Source organism: Pseudomonas retamae (assembly GCF_043496865.1).
GTDB lineage: Bacteria > Pseudomonadota > Gammaproteobacteria > Pseudomonadales > Pseudomonadaceae > Aquipseudomonas > Aquipseudomonas retamae.
The window spans coordinates 276046-292188 of record NZ_JBIEIL010000003.1; the positions used below are offsets into that span (position 1 = coordinate 276046).

Consider the following 16143-nt stretch of genomic DNA (forward strand, 5'->3'; position numbering starts at 1 on the left):
CACTGATCGTTCCCACGCTCCTGCGTGGGAATGCCTCAAGGGACGCTCCGCGTCCAGTGACGCGGAGCGTCACGGGCTGCATTCCCACGCGGAGCGTGGGAACGATCAAATCTGGCTCACGCTCCTACAGGGATACGGTGTGGGTTACTGAATGTCCTCTGGCTTGACGATCACCCAGTTTTTATCCGCCGTCACCGGCAATCCTTCCTTGGCCTGCGCCGCGGCGTGTTTGGCCATCATGCCGTTGATTTGCGTCATGTACTTGTCCTTGCGGTTGATCCACAAGTGGATGCCGCCCTTGGCCACGTCGACATCGTGGAACAGCATGTAGCCGTCGCTGGTGGGGGTGTCGCCGCCGACCAGTACCGGTTTTTTCCATTCATCGATGTAGGTGAGGATCGCCGCGTGCTTGCCAGCCATCCACGTCGCCGGGGTCCACAGGTACGGCGTCAGCTCCAGGCCGAGGTTGGCCTTCTCGTCATACTTGCCCGCGGTGATCTGCTTGCGCGCGGTGGTCAGTTCTTGCGTCTCGCGGTTTTTCAGCAGCAGGCTGACGCCAATGACGTTCTGCGGTTTGACGTTGTAGCCGTACTTCGGATCCGCCGCGACCATGCGCACCAGCTCCTCGGAAGCGGCGGTCATCACGTAGACCTCGATGCCGTTTTCCATCAGCTTGTTGTACAGCTCTTGCTGGCCGGTGAAGATCTTCGGCGAATTGACGTCGAGTTTCTTCACCACATCGCCTTCGTAATAGGTCGCCGGCACCGGTTTGCCCGAGGCCATCAGCTCATCGACGTAGCCCTTGAGTTCCTTGAGGGTGAAGCCGGAAAACACCTGCGCGACCCACGGATAGCAGACCATGTCGTCGACTTCGCAGAGGCGATAGTAGTAACTGAACAGACTCTCCTTATGCTCGGCGGTGTCCTTGAACGGCATCAGTTTCAGCGACGGGTCGAGTTTGTCACGGGTGATCAAGCCCTTGTTTTCCATGAACGGCAACAAGGACTCTTCGAGGTCGTAGCGGTAACTGGTGTTGTCCATGTCGAACACCGCGTAGTTACCCTTGTTGGCATTGGCCGCGATCATCGCGTCCAGCGCCTTGGCCTGATCCGCCGGCCAGTGCTTGAGGTCCGTGGCCATGGCCTGACCGACCAGGCCCGCCGCCAGTGCCACCGCCAACAACGTGCGTGCAATTCTCATAGCGCTACTCCCCGATCGAAAGAGTTCGACGCTAACAAATAAGTGTGACAACCCTCGCCTGTCTGCGACCGCACACGTCCGTATCGCGCCAGAAACTTTGCCGACAACGACACGGGCTTATTCCAAAAACGACGGACACCCAGCCATTTCGGTATTAAATCATTGCAAATCAAGCTGTTAGGCTTTCCGGTTCGCAGCAGCCCTGGATGGCTGTTGGCACAGTCTTTTCTGGAGTCCTCATGAATCTACCGTTGATTCTCAACTTGCTGGTGTTCCTTGCCCTGCTCGTCGGTCTGGCGCAAACCCGCCACACCACCTGGAGCCTGGCGAAAAAAGTTCTGCTGGCGCTGGTGCTCGGCGTGGCGTTCGGCGTGGCGCTGCACACGATTTACGGTGCCAGCAATCCGGTACTGAAAGCCTCGATCGGCTGGTTCGATCTGGTCGGCAACGGCTACGTGCAGTTGCTGCAGATGATCGTCATCCCGCTGGTGTTCGCCTCGATCCTCAGCGCGGTGGCGCGTCTGCATAACGCTTCGTCGCTGGGCAAGATCAGCATCCTGACCATTGGCACGCTGCTGTTCACCACGGCGATTGCCGCGCTGATCGGCATCGGCCTGACCAACCTGTTCGGCCTCACCGCTGAGGGGCTGGTCGCCGGTACACAGGAAATGGCTCGTCTGCAAACCATTCAGAACGACTACGCCGGCAAGGTCGCCGACCTGAATGTGCCGCAACTGCTGCTGTCGTTCATACCGCAGAATCCATTCGCCGACCTGGCGCGGGCCAAGCCGACCTCGATCATCAGTGTGGTGATTTTCGCCGCATTCCTTGGCGTGGCTGCGCTGCAACTGCTCAAGGATGACGTCGAGAAAGGTCAGAAAGTGATCAACGCCATCGACACCCTGCAAGCCTGGGTGATGCGTCTGGTGCGGCTGGTGATGAAACTGACCCCGTACGGCGTGCTGGCGCTGATGACCAAAGTGGTCGCCGGCTCCAACCTGCAGGACATCATCAAGCTCGGCAGTTTTGTCGTGGTGTCGTACCTGGGTCTGGGCCTGATGTTCGTGGTCCACGGTGTGCTGGTGTCGGCGGCCGGGATCAACCCGCTGCGGTTCTTCCGCAAGATCTGGCCGGTGCTGACGTTCGCCTTCACCAGCCGTTCGAGCGCGGCGACCATCCCGCTGAGCATCGAAGCGCAAACCCGGCGCCTGGGCATTCCATCGTCGGTGGCAAGTTTTGCCGCATCGTTCGGTGCGACCATCGGCCAGAACGGTTGCGCCGGCCTTTATCCAGCCATGCTGGCAGTGATGGTTGCGCCGACCGTGGGCATCAACCCGCTCGACCCGCTGTGGATCGCCACGCTAGTAGCGATTGTGACCTTGAGTTCGGCGGGTGTAGCCGGTGTTGGTGGCGGCGCGACGTTTGCTGCACTGATCGTGCTACCGGCAATGGGTTTGCCGGTGTCGCTGGTGGCGTTGCTGATTTCGGTTGAGCCGCTGATCGACATGGGCCGTACGGCGTTGAACGTGAGCGGTTCGATCACCGCGGGTGCGATTACCAGCCAGGTGATGCAGCAGACCGACAAGGCATTGCTCGATGCCGATGAGCATGCGGAGCTCGCTCAGGCTTAAGCCAAAATGATCGTTCCCACGCTCCGCGTGGGAATGCAGCCTGTGACGCTCCGCGTCACTTGGACGCAGAGCGTCCGTTGAGGCATTCCCACGCAGAGCGTGGGAACGATCTAAGCGCGCTCCCAGACTTCGAAGCTGTACGCTGGCTTATCTTCAACCGCCGGGTTTTCCACCTTGGAAACCAGCGTCCACTGGTTCACATCAAACTGCGGAAACCACGCATCCCCTTCCGGGCTCAGCGCAACGCGGGTCAGGTACAGACGATCGGCTTGAGCCAGCCCTTGCGCATACAACTGCGCGCCGCCAATCAGCATCAGCTCATCGACGCCTTGCTCTTTCGCCCATTCCTCGGCGCGCGCCACGGCGGCGTCCAACGACGGATACACTTCGGCGCCTTCGAGCGACAGGTCGGTCTGGCGGCTGACGACGATGTTCAAGCGCCCCGGCAACGGCCGACCGAGCGAATCCCAGGTCTTGCGGCCCATGATGATCGGCTTGCCGAGGGTCATGGCCTTGAAATATTTGAAGTCCCCCGGCAGGTGCCAGGGCATGCTGTTGTCGACGCCGATCACGCGGTTTTCACCGAGGGCCGCGATCAGGCTGAGGGGCAGTGATTTAGTCATGCCGGCGAGGATACCAGAGCCGCGCTTACCCCGATAAGCGCCACAGCGGTTATGCTCAACGCTCATTTAAGCGACGGGACGCCGCGTGACTGAACTGACTCCACTGCAAAACCTCTGGCTGACCGAAACCATCCGCCTGCGCGAAGAGCACGCAGGCCCTCTGGATGATCTGGAAGCCAATCGTCTGGCACGCACCGGCGGCGGCGATCTGCCGAGCCGTATTCAGCGCCGGGCGCGCTGGCTGGCCGACCGCGACGGGCTGACGCCAGCACTCAAGCACTGGCTGCACGGCGCCCGTCTGGCATTGGTGCTGCTGAGCCTGTTCGCCGTGTTGAGCGGCGCCGGGCTGGCCTTCGCCGCGCTGGGGCAAACCCCGGTCAACGTATTCTGGGCCCTCGGCAGCCTGCTCGGGCTGAACTTGATTCTGCTGCTGAGCTGGGCGCTGGGCCTGGTGTTTGCCGGTGAACACGGCGCGACGCTGGGCCGCGTGTGGCTGTGGCTCAGCGAAAAACTCGCTCGCGACGCCAAAGCCGCGCAACTGGCACCGGCGCTGCTGTTGCTGCTGCAACGCCGCAAACTCAATCGCTGGGCACTCGGCACGCTGGTCAACGGTTTGTGGTTGCTGGCCATGCTCAGCGCCTTGATCGTACTGCTGATGCTGATGGCGACCCGACGCTACGGCTTCGTCTGGGAAACCACGATTCTCAGCGCCGAAACGTTTATCCACATGACGCGGACCCTGGGCAGCTTGCCGGCGCTGCTCGGCTTCAATGTGCCCACGGTGGAAATGATTCGCGCCAGCGGCGACGCCGCGCTGGACATTGAAAGCGCCCGGCAGGCCTGGGCCACATGGCTGGTCGGGGTGCTGGTGGTTTACGGCGTACTGCCGCGCCTGCTGTTGACGCTGCTGTGCTGGTGGCGCTGGAACAGCGGCAAAGCCGCGCTGCCTCTGGACCTCAATCTGCCTGGTTACGCGCAACTGCGCGAGCGGCTGATGCCGACCAGCGAACGCCTCGGCGTCAACGACCCTGCGCCGGCGCAACTGCACCGCGTCGACAACAGCGTCGGCGAGCTCACCAGCGAAGGCGCGTTGCTGGTCGCCATCGAACTCGACGAACAACGCCCCTGGCCGCCCGCGCTGCCAAAAAGCGTCAGCAATGCCGGCATCCTCGACAGCCGCGAGTCGCGGCACAAGCTCCTCGAACAACTCAGCCGTTTTCCCCCGGCACGCCTGGCGATTGCCTGTGATCCACGGCGCTCGCCGGATCGCGGCAGCCTCGCGCTGATCGCCGAACTGGCACGCAATGCCGGCGCCACCCGCGTCTGGCTGCTGCAAGCGCCGCCCGGCGAAGCGCTGGATGCCGACCGTTTGGGCGACTGGCATGTCGCCCTGCAACAGCTGGAGCTGCCCTTCGCCGATTGCGCGCCGCTGAACTGGCTGGAGACGGGCCATGATTGATCTGCGTAAAGCGCCGCTGAAACTCGCGGTGGTCGGCCACACCAACGTCGGCAAAACCTCACTGCTGCGCACGCTGACCCGCGATGTCGGCTTCGGCGAAGTCTCCCATCGCCCGAGCACCACACGGCATGTCGAAGGCGCACGGTTGTCGGTGGATGGTGAGCCGTTGCTCGACCTCTACGACACGCCAGGGTTGGAAGACGCCATCGCCCTGCTGGATTTTCTCGAACGCCTGGAGCGCCCCGGCGAACGCCTCGACGGCCCGGCGCGGCTGGCGCGGTTCCTCGATAGCAGCGAGGCGCGCCAGCGCTTCGAGCAGGAAGCCAAGGTGCTGCGGCAACTGCTCGCCTCTGACGCCGGTCTGTACGTGATCGATGCCCGCGAACCGGTATTGGCCAAGTACCGCGATGAGCTGGAAGTGCTTGCCAGTTGCGGCAAACCGCTGCTGCCGGTGCTGAATTTCGTCAGTAGCGCCAACCATCGCGAACCCGATTGGCGCGAAGCGCTGGCACGCTTGGGCCTGCATGCGCTGGTGCGTTTCGACAGCGTGGCGCCGCCGGAGGATGGCGAGCGGCGCTTGTATGAAAGCCTGGCGCTGCTGCTGGAAACCGCCCGCCCGCAACTCGAGCGGCTGATCGCTGATCAACAGGCCCAGCGTCTCGCCCGTCAGCACAGTGCTGCGCGCTTGATTGCCGACTTATTGATCGACTGCGCCGCCTGCCGACGCAGCGTGGTCAGCGAGGCCGAACAGGAACAGCAGGCGATCAGCGAATTGCGCAAGGCTGTGCGGCAGCGTGAGCAGAAGTGCGTCGAAGCGCTACTCAAGCTCTACGCGTTTCGCCCACAGGACGCGGCGGCCAGTGACTTGCCGTTGCTCGACGGGCGTTGGGGCGATGATTTGTTCAATCCGGAAACCTTGAAACAGCTCGGCGTACGGGTCGGCGGCGGGATCGCGGCAGGCGCGGCGGCCGGGGCTGGCGTCGATCTGCTGGTCGGCGGCATCACCCTCGGCGCGGCCGCGCTGGCCGGGGCGATCGCCGGCGGCGCACTACAGACTGCGCGCAGTTATGGCAGCCGTTTGCTCGGCAAGATCAAAGGCCAGCGGGAATTGACCGTGGATGATGGCGTGTTGCGGTTGTTGGCGTTGCGGCAGCGGCAGTTGGTCTTAGCCCTCGATCAACGCGGGCATGCGGCGATGGACGCGGTTCAGGTTGCAACGCCTGTGGATAAAACCTGGCGCGAAGGCAAATTGCCGGAAGCCTTGAACAAGGCCCGGGCGCATCCGCAGTGGTCGTCGCTCAATCCGCATCCGAAGCTGAATCAGGCGGAAAGGCAGGAGCAGGTTGAGGCGTTGGTCGGGAAGGTACTTGAGCTTTAGATCGCTACCCCCTCACCCCAGCCCTCTCCCCCCAAGGGGGCGAGGGGGAAAGGGAGCCGATTTGCGTACTTTACAAATCTGAGTTCGACTGGATATCTCAGGCCGGTGTATGACCCGAGAACAACCCGGCCGGCCCCCTCTCCCTCCGGGAGAGGGCTGGGATGAGGGTGACCATCATGAGCACGACAGCAAGCTCACTGCCTTGCGCTTCAACAACTCAAGATCCGCCACCGGCACCGCCCCCTCCTTCGCCAACTCATCCCAGCGCCGCATGCGCAAACTCAGCGCACACAACGGATCAGCCTCGAATGCATCCGCCTCAGCCGCGCTCATCACCCCGCCCTGATATTCCAGCGTCCTGCGACTCGCCTCACTCAACCGCGCGTAATAGCCCGGTTCGCGAAGCGTCAGATAACGCTTGGCCTGAACGTGATACTCCACCAGCCGCGCCAGCCGTTCGCTGAAACCCGCCTCACGCAGATAATCCGCGCCCAGCCGTTCATGGCTGACTACGCCATAGCCTTCCATGTTTTGCGCGCCCTCGGCGCACAAATGGCCAATGTCGTGGAAGAACGCCGCGAGCACCACTTCATCATCGCAGCCATCAGCCATGGCCAGTTCGGCCGCTTGCGACATGTGCTCGAGCTGCGACACCGGTTCGCCGATGTAATCGCTGGCGCCGAAGCGCTCATACAAGCCGAACACCCGCGCCACCACCCGTTCTGGATTCATGCCTCCTCCAGCCACTGCGCAATGTTGCGCTCGGCCATCGCCGGGCCGACGCTCATGCCGACGCCGGTGTGCATCAGCGCCACGCTCAAACCCGGTGCCGGGCGCAGGAATGAAAACGGTCCCGGCCCGCGAGCACCATAGACACCCTGCCAACGTTCGATCACTTGCACCTTGCAACCGAGGGTCTGCTCGGCCAGTTCGAGCATCCAGTTATCCACTTGCTCAGCATTGAACGGTGACGGATCGCTGCCGTAATGGTGCGAGTCGCCGATGATCAGCTCGCCATACGGCGTCGGGCTGATCAGCAGGTGGACGCCGTTGTCGTGCAGGTGTGGTTGCTCGCGCAGGATCTGCGCCTGCACCGCCGCCGCTTCGGGCAGATCGGCGAAGGCGCCGTAGTGCACGCCGCTCAGCCCGGTGAGCAAGGCGTGTTGCAGGTTCAGTTCAGTGTGCGGTTTGGCGCGGAGCATTTGCAGGCGACAGATCTGCGGCTCGAGCGCAGCAATCGGCTCGGCGAGCAAGGTCTGATAATCGTGGCCGGAGCAGACGATGATCTGCGGCGCGGTAAAGCTACCGGCGGTGCTGTGCAACCGCCCTGGCTCAACGTCGCGTACCAGAGTGAAGAAGTGGAACTCGACGCCGAGGTCACGGCGCAAATAATCGATCAATGCCGGAATCGCTTCACGCGAATACAGCTGTTGATCGTCCCGGCCATGCAGCGCGGCGCGATGGTGGCTGAATTGACCGCCATACAGATCACGCAACGCAGCGCCGTGCAGCAGCTCGACGTTGTAGTCGTGTTCCTGTGCACGACCGGCGCAGAACGCTTCAAGCAGATGCTCTTCGGCTTCGCTGCGGGCGAACAGGTACGAGCCGTTGCGCTTGATCTGCAGCCCGGCGAGTTGCGCCCAGTCGCCCCAGATCTCGCGGCTGGCCTTGGCCAGTTCGAGCATGGTGCCGGGCGGCTGGCCGGTGACCAGCGCCTGGCCGAAGTTGCGAACCGAGGCGCCGAGGGGCGTGGCGGTGCGTTCAAACACGGCGACCTTGAGGCCGCGTTTGGCTGCGGCGTAGGCGTGGGACAGGCCGAGGATGCCGGCGCCGACGATGAGCAGGTCTTTGTGGTGTGTCATGTCGCTACCTCAATGATCGTGCCCACGCTCTGCGTGGGCATGCAGCCGAGGACGCTCCGCGTCCTTTGTGACGCAGAGCGTCACGGGATTCATTCCCACGCAGAGCGTGGGAACGATCAGGTTCAGGACTACTAGCGCGGGCCAGCCCTATCAGCTTGCGAAGATTTACTTGGCAGCCACTTTCTCGGACTTGCCGTCATAGCGCTTGCGCCATTCGCTCAGGATCTCGTCGCGATTCTTCGAGGCCCAGGCGAAGTCGTTCTTGATCAGACGCTGCTCGTAATCGGCGGGCAGTTCGGTCTGCGGCTTGGCGATCCCTGGCTGAGCGAGTACAGCGAAGTTCTCTTTGTACAAATCCATCGCCTCGGCGCTGGCGGAGAAATCGGCGAGTTTCTTTGCCGCCTCTTCGTGCGGCGTGCCTTTGATCACCGCTGTCGCTTCGATCTCCCAACCCAGGCCTTCCTTCGGCAGGATGATGTCCAGCGGCGCGCCCTGGCGCTTGAGCTGAACAGCCGGGTATTCAAAGGAAATGCCGATCGGGAATTCCCCCGCCGCCGCCAGTTTGCACGGCTTGGAACCGGAGTGAACGTACTGGCCGATGTTCTGGTGCAGACCGTCCATATACGCCCAGCCCTGCTTCTCGCCGAAGGTCTGCAGCCAGGCGCTGACGTCGAGGAAACCGGTGCCGGACGACGCAGGGTTAGGCATCACGATCTTGCCCTTGTACTCAGGCTTGGTCAGGTCCTGCCAGCTCACTGGCTTGGTCAAACCCTGTTTTTCTGCCTCGACGGTGTTGAAGCAAATGGTCGCCGCCCACACATCCATACCGACCCAGGCTGGCGGGTTGGCGGCGTCGCGGTAGTTCGCGCCGATCTTGCCGAGGTCCTTCGGCGCGTAGCTTTGCAGCATGCCTTGCTGATCGAGGATCGCCAGACTGGACGCGGCCAGGCCCCACACCGCGTCAGCCTGCGGCCGCGCCTTTTCCGCGAGGAGTTTGGCGGTGATGATCCCGGTGGAATCGCGCACCCATTTGATCTCGACGTCAGGGTTGGCTTTCTCGAACGCTTCCTTGTAGGACTTCAACTGCTCGGCTTCGAGGGCGGTGTACACCGTCAACTCGGTTTTCGCCGCGAAGGCATTCAGGCTGAAAGTAGCGAGCACAGCAGCGGCCAGGGCCATAGGCTTGAACATGATCGTTTTCCTGTCTTTTGAGTTGAGGGCAGTTGGAATCAGTGACCGGGCGCGGTTTGCCGCCAAGCCTGGGAACGGCGCAGCAAGCCGCGCGAAGCCCACGCCAGCAGCAGGGACACGCCCGCCGAGGTGAACAGAATCAGGGTCGACATCGCCGCCGCACCGCCGACGTTGCCGGCGTCATCCATGTTCAGCACCGCGACCGCGGCGAGGATGGTGTCGGGGCTGTAGAGGAAGATCGCGGCGGAAACCGTGGTCATCGCCGAGACGAACAGGTAGCGCACGATGTCCAGCAGCGCCGGCAAGCAGATCGGCACGGTCACGCGCAGGTAATGCCGATACAGCGGCGCTTTGAGCGACAGCGCCGCCGCTTCGAACTCGGCATCGAGCTGGCGCAGCGCGGTGGTCGCGGTCATTTGTGCGGTGGTCAGATAGTGCGCAATGGTGCAGATGATCAGCAGCGTCATCGTCCCGTACAGCACGTGCAGCGGGTTGCCGCTGAGGTTGAAGAAGAAAACGTAACCCAGGCCAAGTACCAGCCCCGGCACGGCCATTGGCACGAAGCTAAGCATGCGCAAAGCCAGGTTCAAACCGCGCTGGGTGCGGGTTTTCTCCATCAGATAAGCGCCGGTAAAAATCAGCACACTGCCAATCAGCGCCGTACCCAGCGCCATCTTCAAGCTGTTGCCGTAGGCCAGCCAGCCACCGCCAGCGGTCTCGTTGAACTGGTAATGGTTGAGCGACAGCGACAGGTTGTACGGCCAGAACTTCACCAAGGATGAGAACACCGCCATGCCGAACACCAGGATCAATGCGGCGCTGATCAGCACGACAATCGCCAGATAGCAGCCGTCGCGCAGTGTCGACGGTGCCGGTTTGAACACCTGCGCGCGACCGCTCATGGAGTCGCCATGTCGACGGCGCAGCCAGGCATCGACACCAAAGCTGAACAGCGCCGGCAGCAACAACACCATGCCGATCAACGCGCCGCGCCCGAATTGCTGCTGGCCGACCACGGCTTTGTAGGCTTCCAGCGCCAGCACTTGATAGTCGCCACCGACCACCACCGGCACACCGAAATCGGTGATAGTCAGGGTGAATACCAGACAGAACGCGGCGAACACGGCCTGCCGCGTCGCCGGCCAGGTAATGCTGCGAAACGCCTTGGCCGGGCTGGCGCCCATGCTCGATGCGGCGTCGAACAGGCGCGCATCGGCCAGCGACAACGCCGACAGCAAAATCATCAGTGCATGCGGGAAAGTGTAAATCACCTCGCCGAGCACGATGCCCCAGAATCCGTAGATGTTGTCCGAGAGCAGCCCGCGCAGCATGCCCTGATTACCGAACAGATAGACCAGCGCGATCCCCGGCAGCATCGACGGTGCCATCAGCGGCAGCAAAGAAATGCCGCGCCAGATGCCCTTCGCTGGAATCAGCGTGCGTTGCAACGCGTAGGCAAACAGGTAGGCCAGCGGTACGACAATCGCCGCAACGCTGAGGGAAACCTTCAGGCTGTTGCCGAGCAGCCAGTGGAAATTCGCGCTGGTCAGCAGTTCCTGCGCCGCAACCCAGCCACCGCCCTGCCCGGCCTCGCTGCTGAAGCCACGCCAGAAGATCGCCAGCAATGGCAGCAGGACCGCGACGCCAAGCAACAGCAGCAAGAGGACCTTGCCGCCGAGCACAAAGATCCGATCGCCGATTTCGGCACGGGAAGTCTGCCGTACCTGCTTGGTCGGCAAGGGCAAGGCAATCCCGGCGCTCATCAGGCAAACACCTGCAGACTGCGCGGCGGCAAGGCCACCATGATTTGCTGCGCACCGAGACGCGGCATCGCTTCAGGTGCCAGTTCGGCGAGCAGCGCATGGCCGGGCAACTGATCGAGTTCGAAGCTCATGCGGCAGCGGTTGCCGAGAAAGGTGATCTCGCGGACCTTGGCCGGGAACAGGTTTTCTTCGTGCACCGGCGGGTTGACGTTGATCGCTTCCGGGCGGCAGAACAATCGACCCGAGGCGCTCTGCACGCTGCCATCGGCCAGACGCAGATTCATCCCGCCGACTTGGGCATGGCTGTCGCTGCTGCGCTGGAACGGCAGCCAGTTGCCCTGCCCGACAAACTCGGCCACGAACGGCGTGGCCGGACGGTTGTAGATTTCCTGCGGGGTGGCGTATTGCTCGACGCGGCCGTTGTTCATCACCGCGATGCGGTCGGCCATCAGCATGGCTTCGTCCTGGTTGTGCGTGACCATCAGGGTGGTGATGCCGAGGTTGCGCTGCAGTTGGCGCAGCTCGGTGCACAGATGCTCACGGACACGGGCATCGAGGGCCGACATCGGCTCATCGAGCAACAGCAGCGACGGTGCCGGCGCCAGCGCGCGGGCCAGCGCAACACGCTGTTGTTGGCCGCCGGACAATTGGCCGGGGTACTTTTTCTCGCTGCCGGTGAGGCCGACCAGCTCGAGCATCTGGCCGACGCGGCGACGCACTTCGTCGCGACCGCTGCCAGCGAGGCCGTAGGCAATGTTCGCTTCGACGGTCAGATTGGGGAACAGCGCGTAGGACTGGAACAAAATTCCGTAGTCCCGCGCTTGCGGGGCGAGGTGCGAGACGTCACGATCGCCAAGGTACAGCTCGCCAATGTCCTGTTTTTCCAGCCCGGCGATGCAGCGCAGCAGCGTGGTCTTGCCACAGCCCGACGGACCGAGCAGGCACACGAGTTCACCAGCGGCGACATCAAGCGAGACGTTATCCAGCGCGGTAAACGCGCCGAAGCGCTTCTGCACGCCGCGCACTTTCATCGGCGCACCGGGATTGGTCAGGGCAGTTGCGATGGCAGGATTCATGGACAGACCTCATCAAACGGATGAGGCCAATCCTAGGGTTGTAATGCGTCCGTCATGTGGCAGTGAGGCAAAAACCGCCGATAGTGATATTCAGGGATTTTGGTCTGGATTCCGTGTTGCCCGGGCTGACGCCATCGCTAGCAGGCTAGCTCCCACAGGGGATTTGCGTTGTGAATACGATCCAGTGTGGGAGCGAGCCTGCTCGCGAAGAGGCCAGTAAGGGCAGCCGAGATCTCAGGCCGGGGACATCTCTTGTGCCAAGCCGAGAAACGCCGCCGGCAACCGCGCACCTTTGCGCTCCTTCAGGCAATACAGGTACTCCGGAATCTGCGGCGCATTCTCGATACTCAGCACGCGCAACTGCGGATCGTGCGGCACCTCCTGGCGGGCAATGATGCTGATGCCGATGTTGCGCAGCACCGCCTCGCGGATCGACTCGCGGCTGCCGATCTCCAGCAACGGCCCGAAACTCACACCGGCGCTGGCCAACAACTCTTCGGTCAGGCGTCGCGTAGTCGAGCCGGACTCACGCATCAACAAGGTATGCCCGGCCAGTGCGGTCAATGCCACATGCGTCTGCGTCGCCAATGGATGGTTGCGATGCACGGCCAGCACCAGCGGATCGGTGCCGAGCACCCGGCGGATCAGCCGCGCGTCATCCAGTAACTGCGATGACGCGGCGATGTCCACCCGGTAATCTTCCAGCGCTTCGAGCACTTGCTGTGAATTGCCGATTTCCACCGACACTTCCACCTGCGGCAAGCGTTCGCGAAAGGTCTTCACCAGATCGAGGATGTAATACGGCGCGGTGGCGGCAATGCGCAAGGTGCCTTGCACCTGGCCGCTGTTGCGCAGGAAGAACTCGATGTCGGCCTCTTGCTGTAACAGCGTCTTGACCATCGGCAGCAACCGCGCGCCTTCGTCGCTGACGCTCAGACGCCGGCCGCCGCGATAGAACAGTTCCACCGAATACTGGCTTTCCAGATTGCGGATCTGCGTGGTCACGGTCGGTTGGCTGAGGCCGAGTTTCTTCGCCGCCAGCGTGATGCTGCCCAGGCGGGCGACCATGTAAAACGCTTTCAGCTCGGCACTCAGCACAACCCACCCTCATCACTTACTTGCGCAGCAGGCGCAAACCGTTGAACACCACCAACAGGCTCACGCCCATGTCGGCAAACACCGCCATCCACATGGTGGCGAGCCCGGCGAAGGTTACCCCAAGAAAGATAGCCTTGATCACCAAGGCCAGGGCGATGTTCTGTTTCAGAATGCTGGCGGTGTTGCGCGACAGGCTGATGAACGCCGGGATCTTGCGCAGATCGTCGTCCATCAGCGCAACGTCGGCGGTTTCGATCGCAGTGTCGGTACCGGCAGCGGCCATGGCAAAGCCGATCTCGGCACGGGCCAGTGCCGGCGCGTCATTGATGCCGTCGCCGACCATGCCGACACGATGGCCTTTTTTATACAGGTCTTCGATGGCTTGCAGCTTGTCGGTCGGCAGCAGATCGCCTCGGGCTTCGTCGATACCGACCTGCGCAGCAATCGCCTCGGCCGTGTGCACATTGTCGCCGGTGAGCATCAGGGTTTTCACCCCGAGCTCATGCAACTGACGAATCGCTTCACGGCTGGTTTCCTTGACCGTGTCGGCCACGGCGAACAGCGCCAAGGGGCCTGCGCTGTCGAGCAGCAGCACTACAGACTTGCCCTGCTTCTCCAGCGCGAACAGTTTTTCTTCCAGTTGCGGCGAGCATAGGCCCAGTTCTTCAACCAGACGATGGTTGCCCAAGTGATAGGTCTGGCCATTGATCTGGCCTTTGACGCCGCGCCCGCCGAGCGCTTCGAAGTTATCCACAACCGGCGCGGCGAAGTTTTTATCCACAGCGGCATTCGCGATGGCCAGCGACACCGGGTGATCCGAGCGCCCGGCCAATGCCGCAGCGATGGCTGGCGCGGTGCTCTCAGCGGTTGCTTCCAGGCACAGGTAATCGGTCTGCACCGGTTTGCCGTGGGTGATCGTGCCGGTTTTATCCAGCGCCAGATAATCGAGCTTGAAACCGCCCTCCAGGTACACACCGCCCTTGACCAGAATGCCTTTGCGCGCCGCCGCAGCGAGGCCGCTGACGATGGTCACCGGGGTGGAAATCACCAGCGCACACGGGCATGCGACCACCAGCAGCACCAGGGCGCGATAGATCCATTCGAACCACACGGCGCCCATGAACAGCGGCGGGATGATCGCCACGGCCAGGGCAAACACGAACACCGCCGGGGTGTAGATTTTCGAGAACTGATCGACGAAACGCTGAGTCGGCGCACGCGCACCCTGAGCCTGTTCGACGGCGTGGATGATTCGTGCCAGGGTCGAGTTGTTCGCCGCCGCGCTGACCGCGTATTCCAACGAACCGGCCTGATTGATGGTGCCGGCGAAGACTTTGTCACCGACGGTTTTTTCCACCGGCAGGCTTTCACCGGTGATCGGCGCCTGATCGATGGTCGAGCTGCCGCTGACCACCTCACCGTCCAGCGCGATACGCTCGCCCGGCTTCACCCGCACGCGGGCGCCGAGTTCGACGCTTTTCACCTCTTGTTCGACCCAGTTTCCGTCCGCCTGCAATACCGTGGCCTGTTCCGGAGTCATCTGCATCAACCCACTGATCGCATTGCGCGCCCGGTCCAACGAACGTGCTTCGATCAGTTCGGCAACGGTGAACAGGAACATCACCATCGCCGCTTCCGGCCACTGGCCGATGAGGATCGCGCCCGTCACGGCGATGCTCATCAGCGCGTTGATGTTGAGGTTGAAGTTTTTCAGGGCAATCCAGCCCTTTTTGTACGTGCCGAGGCCGCCGCTGAGAATCGAGACCAGTGCAATGATCGCCACTACCCAGGTCGGCGCGGCATCAGTGAAGTGGATAACTTCGGCAGCCAGCGCTGCGACCCCGGACAGCGCCAGCGGCCACCAGTGTTTTTTCACCGGCGCCGGAGCCGGCGCTTCGACGCCCGCCTCAAGCGGCTCGGCGTGCATGCCAATCGACTTGATCGCGTCCACGATCGGCGCGGTGTCCGCCAGGTTGTGGGTGACGCCGAGCACGCGGTTGATCAGGTTGAATTCCAGCTGCTGGATGCCGGGCAGTTTGCCCAGCTTGTTCTGGATCAGCGTCTGCTCGGTCGGGCAGTCCATCGCCTCGATGCGGAAACTGCTCAGTTGCGCATCGGCGCTGGTCGTTTCGCTCAGTTGCACCAAGGCAGGCGCGGCGGCTTTCGACGAGCAGCAGGCATCTGCGTGCGCATGAACTGGCGCAGGCGTTGCGACTTTCGACCCGCAGCAGGCATCGCCGCCATGTGCGTGTTGATGCACAGGATGCAATTTATGACTGTGATCGTGGCCGTCGCCGGGCTTGTGGGTGTGCAGGGAATCGCTCATTGGTCGCGTCCATGAAGGTGCCTGTTGCGAAGTAAAGACCCTGTAGCCACTATAGGGTCAAGCACCCTTTTGGAGATGGCCGTCATGAAGATCGGCGAACTGGCGAAACTCACCGACTGCGCGGTGGAAACCATCCGTTATTACGAACGCGAAAACCTGCTGCCGGAACCGGCCCGCAGCGACGGCAACTACCGCGTCTACACCCAGGCCCACGCCGAACGCCTGACGTTCATCCGCAACTGCCGCACCCTCGACATGACCCTCGAAGAAATCCGCAGCCTGCTCGCCCTGCGCGACAGCCCGCAGGACCAGTGCGAAAGCGTTAATGCGCTGATCGACGAACACATTCAGCATGTGAAGGCGCGGATTGATGGGTTGATGGCGTTGCAGACGCAACTGCTCGACCTGCGCCAACGCTGTGGCGAAGGGCCGGAGGCCGATCAATGCGGAATTTTGCAGCGGCTGGAGGTGAGTGGCGGGGTTGTTGCGACGGAAGTCGAACACTCCCACGTCGGCCGTAGCCACGGCCATTGAGC

Annotated in this window: 13 protein-coding genes; 4 read left to right on the forward strand and 9 right to left on the reverse strand. The window is 62.5% G+C overall.

Going from position 1 to position 16143, the window contains the following annotated elements; translation table 11 throughout:
* Nucleotides 1–144 precede the first annotated feature (144 nt).
* Entirely contained in the window at nucleotides 145–1200 is a 1056-nt protein-coding gene (locus ACGSLL_RS06415) for an HAD family hydrolase (RefSeq protein WP_394504200.1), read from the reverse strand.
* A 239-nt stretch (nucleotides 1201–1439) separates the two neighbouring features.
* Here ACGSLL_RS06415 and ACGSLL_RS06420 point away from each other — a divergent pair, with 239 nt between their 5' ends.
* A complete protein-coding gene (locus ACGSLL_RS06420; protein WP_394504202.1) occupies nucleotides 1440–2831 on the forward strand; it encodes an L-cystine transporter in 1392 nt (463 codons plus the stop codon).
* Between the two features lie 110 nt (nucleotides 2832–2941).
* On the opposite strand, the gene ACGSLL_RS06425 is transcribed toward ACGSLL_RS06420, so the two are convergent.
* Nucleotides 2942–3454, reverse strand: a complete 513-nt coding sequence (locus ACGSLL_RS06425) for a dihydrofolate reductase (RefSeq protein WP_394504204.1) — start codon at nucleotides 3452–3454, stop codon at nucleotides 2942–2944.
* An 85-nt stretch (nucleotides 3455–3539) separates the two neighbouring features.
* Between ACGSLL_RS06425 and ACGSLL_RS06430 the strand changes: the two genes are divergently transcribed.
* Nucleotides 3540–4913 (forward strand): DUF2868 domain-containing protein, encoded by a 1374-nt coding sequence (locus ACGSLL_RS06430; protein WP_394504206.1) that lies wholly within the window; start codon nucleotides 3540–3542, stop codon nucleotides 4911–4913.
* Complete coding sequence (locus tag ACGSLL_RS06435) at nucleotides 4906–6291, forward strand: GTPase/DUF3482 domain-containing protein (RefSeq protein ID WP_394504208.1); 1386 nt, start codon at nucleotides 4906–4908, stop codon at nucleotides 6289–6291. Before ACGSLL_RS06430 ends, ACGSLL_RS06435 begins: the two co-directional genes overlap by 8 nt.
* Before the next feature lie 174 nt (nucleotides 6292–6465).
* On the opposite strand, the gene ACGSLL_RS06440 is transcribed toward ACGSLL_RS06435, so the two are convergent.
* The 7 genes from ACGSLL_RS06440 to ACGSLL_RS06470 form a co-directional block, all read right to left on the reverse strand.
* Entirely contained in the window at nucleotides 6466–7023 is a 558-nt protein-coding gene (locus tag ACGSLL_RS06440) for a phosphonate degradation HD-domain oxygenase (protein WP_394504210.1), read from the reverse strand.
* Complete coding sequence (locus ACGSLL_RS06445; RefSeq protein ID WP_394504212.1) at nucleotides 7020–8153, reverse strand: TIGR03364 family FAD-dependent oxidoreductase; 1134 nt, start codon at nucleotides 8151–8153, stop codon at nucleotides 7020–7022. The genes ACGSLL_RS06440 and ACGSLL_RS06445 overlap by 4 nt, the downstream gene beginning before the upstream one ends.
* A 165-nt stretch (nucleotides 8154–8318) precedes the next feature.
* A complete protein-coding gene (locus ACGSLL_RS06450; RefSeq protein ID WP_394504214.1) occupies nucleotides 8319–9344 on the reverse strand; it encodes a putative 2-aminoethylphosphonate ABC transporter substrate-binding protein in 1026 nt (341 codons plus the stop codon).
* Between the two features lie 38 nt (nucleotides 9345–9382).
* On the reverse strand, nucleotides 9383–11107 hold the full coding sequence (locus tag ACGSLL_RS06455; RefSeq protein WP_394504217.1) for a putative 2-aminoethylphosphonate ABC transporter permease subunit: 1725 nt from the start codon (nucleotides 11105–11107) through the stop codon (nucleotides 9383–9385).
* The gene (locus ACGSLL_RS06460; RefSeq protein WP_394504219.1) at nucleotides 11107–12183 is read right to left on the reverse strand and encodes a putative 2-aminoethylphosphonate ABC transporter ATP-binding protein; all 1077 of its coding nucleotides are present in this window, start codon (nucleotides 12181–12183) and stop codon (nucleotides 11107–11109) included. Before ACGSLL_RS06460 ends, ACGSLL_RS06455 begins: the two co-directional genes overlap by 1 nt.
* A gap of 234 nt (nucleotides 12184–12417) precedes the next feature.
* Entirely contained in the window at nucleotides 12418–13281 is an 864-nt protein-coding gene (locus ACGSLL_RS06465) for a LysR family transcriptional regulator (RefSeq protein WP_101161791.1), read from the reverse strand.
* 16 nt (nucleotides 13282–13297) lie between these two features.
* Nucleotides 13298–15607: a heavy metal translocating P-type ATPase gene (locus ACGSLL_RS06470; protein WP_394504222.1), complete on the reverse strand. Its 2310-nt coding sequence runs from the start codon at nucleotides 15605–15607 to the stop codon at nucleotides 13298–13300.
* Between the two features lie 84 nt (nucleotides 15608–15691).
* Here ACGSLL_RS06470 and cadR point away from each other — a divergent pair, with 84 nt between their 5' ends.
* A complete protein-coding gene (gene cadR / locus ACGSLL_RS06475) occupies nucleotides 15692–16141 on the forward strand; it encodes a Cd(II)/Pb(II)-responsive transcriptional regulator (RefSeq protein ID WP_093097372.1) in 450 nt (149 codons plus the stop codon).
* Nucleotides 16142–16143: the final 2 nt, after the last annotated feature.

What these genes read in the sequence shown, in the direction of transcription:
- ACGSLL_RS06470 (WP_394504222.1), bottom strand. Translation starts at nt 15,607, where the DNA reads ATGAGCGATTCCCTGCACACCCACAAGCCCGGCGACGGCCACGATCAC.
- ACGSLL_RS06435 (WP_394504208.1), top strand. Translation starts at nt 4,906, where the DNA reads ATGATTGATCTGCGTAAAGCGCCGCTGAAACTCGCGGTGGTCGGCCAC.
- ACGSLL_RS06440 (WP_394504210.1), bottom strand. Translation starts at nt 7,023, where the DNA reads ATGAATCCAGAACGGGTGGTGGCGCGGGTGTTCGGCTTGTATGAGCGC.
- ACGSLL_RS06420 (WP_394504202.1), top strand. Translation starts at nt 1,440, where the DNA reads ATGAATCTACCGTTGATTCTCAACTTGCTGGTGTTCCTTGCCCTGCTC.
- ACGSLL_RS06415 (WP_394504200.1), bottom strand. Translation starts at nt 1,200, where the DNA reads ATGAGAATTGCACGCACGTTGTTGGCGGTGGCACTGGCGGCGGGCCTG.
- ACGSLL_RS06445 (WP_394504212.1), bottom strand. Translation starts at nt 8,153, where the DNA reads ATGACACACCACAAAGACCTGCTCATCGTCGGCGCCGGCATCCTCGGC.
- cadR (WP_093097372.1), top strand. Translation starts at nt 15,692, where the DNA reads ATGAAGATCGGCGAACTGGCGAAACTCACCGACTGCGCGGTGGAAACC.
- ACGSLL_RS06425 (WP_394504204.1), bottom strand. Translation starts at nt 3,454, where the DNA reads ATGACTAAATCACTGCCCCTCAGCCTGATCGCGGCCCTCGGTGAAAAC.
- ACGSLL_RS06450 (WP_394504214.1), bottom strand. Translation starts at nt 9,344, where the DNA reads ATGTTCAAGCCTATGGCCCTGGCCGCTGCTGTGCTCGCTACTTTCAGC.
- ACGSLL_RS06455 (WP_394504217.1), bottom strand. Translation starts at nt 11,107, where the DNA reads ATGAGCGCCGGGATTGCCTTGCCCTTGCCGACCAAGCAGGTACGGCAG.
- ACGSLL_RS06460 (WP_394504219.1), bottom strand. Translation starts at nt 12,183, where the DNA reads ATGAATCCTGCCATCGCAACTGCCCTGACCAATCCCGGTGCGCCGATG.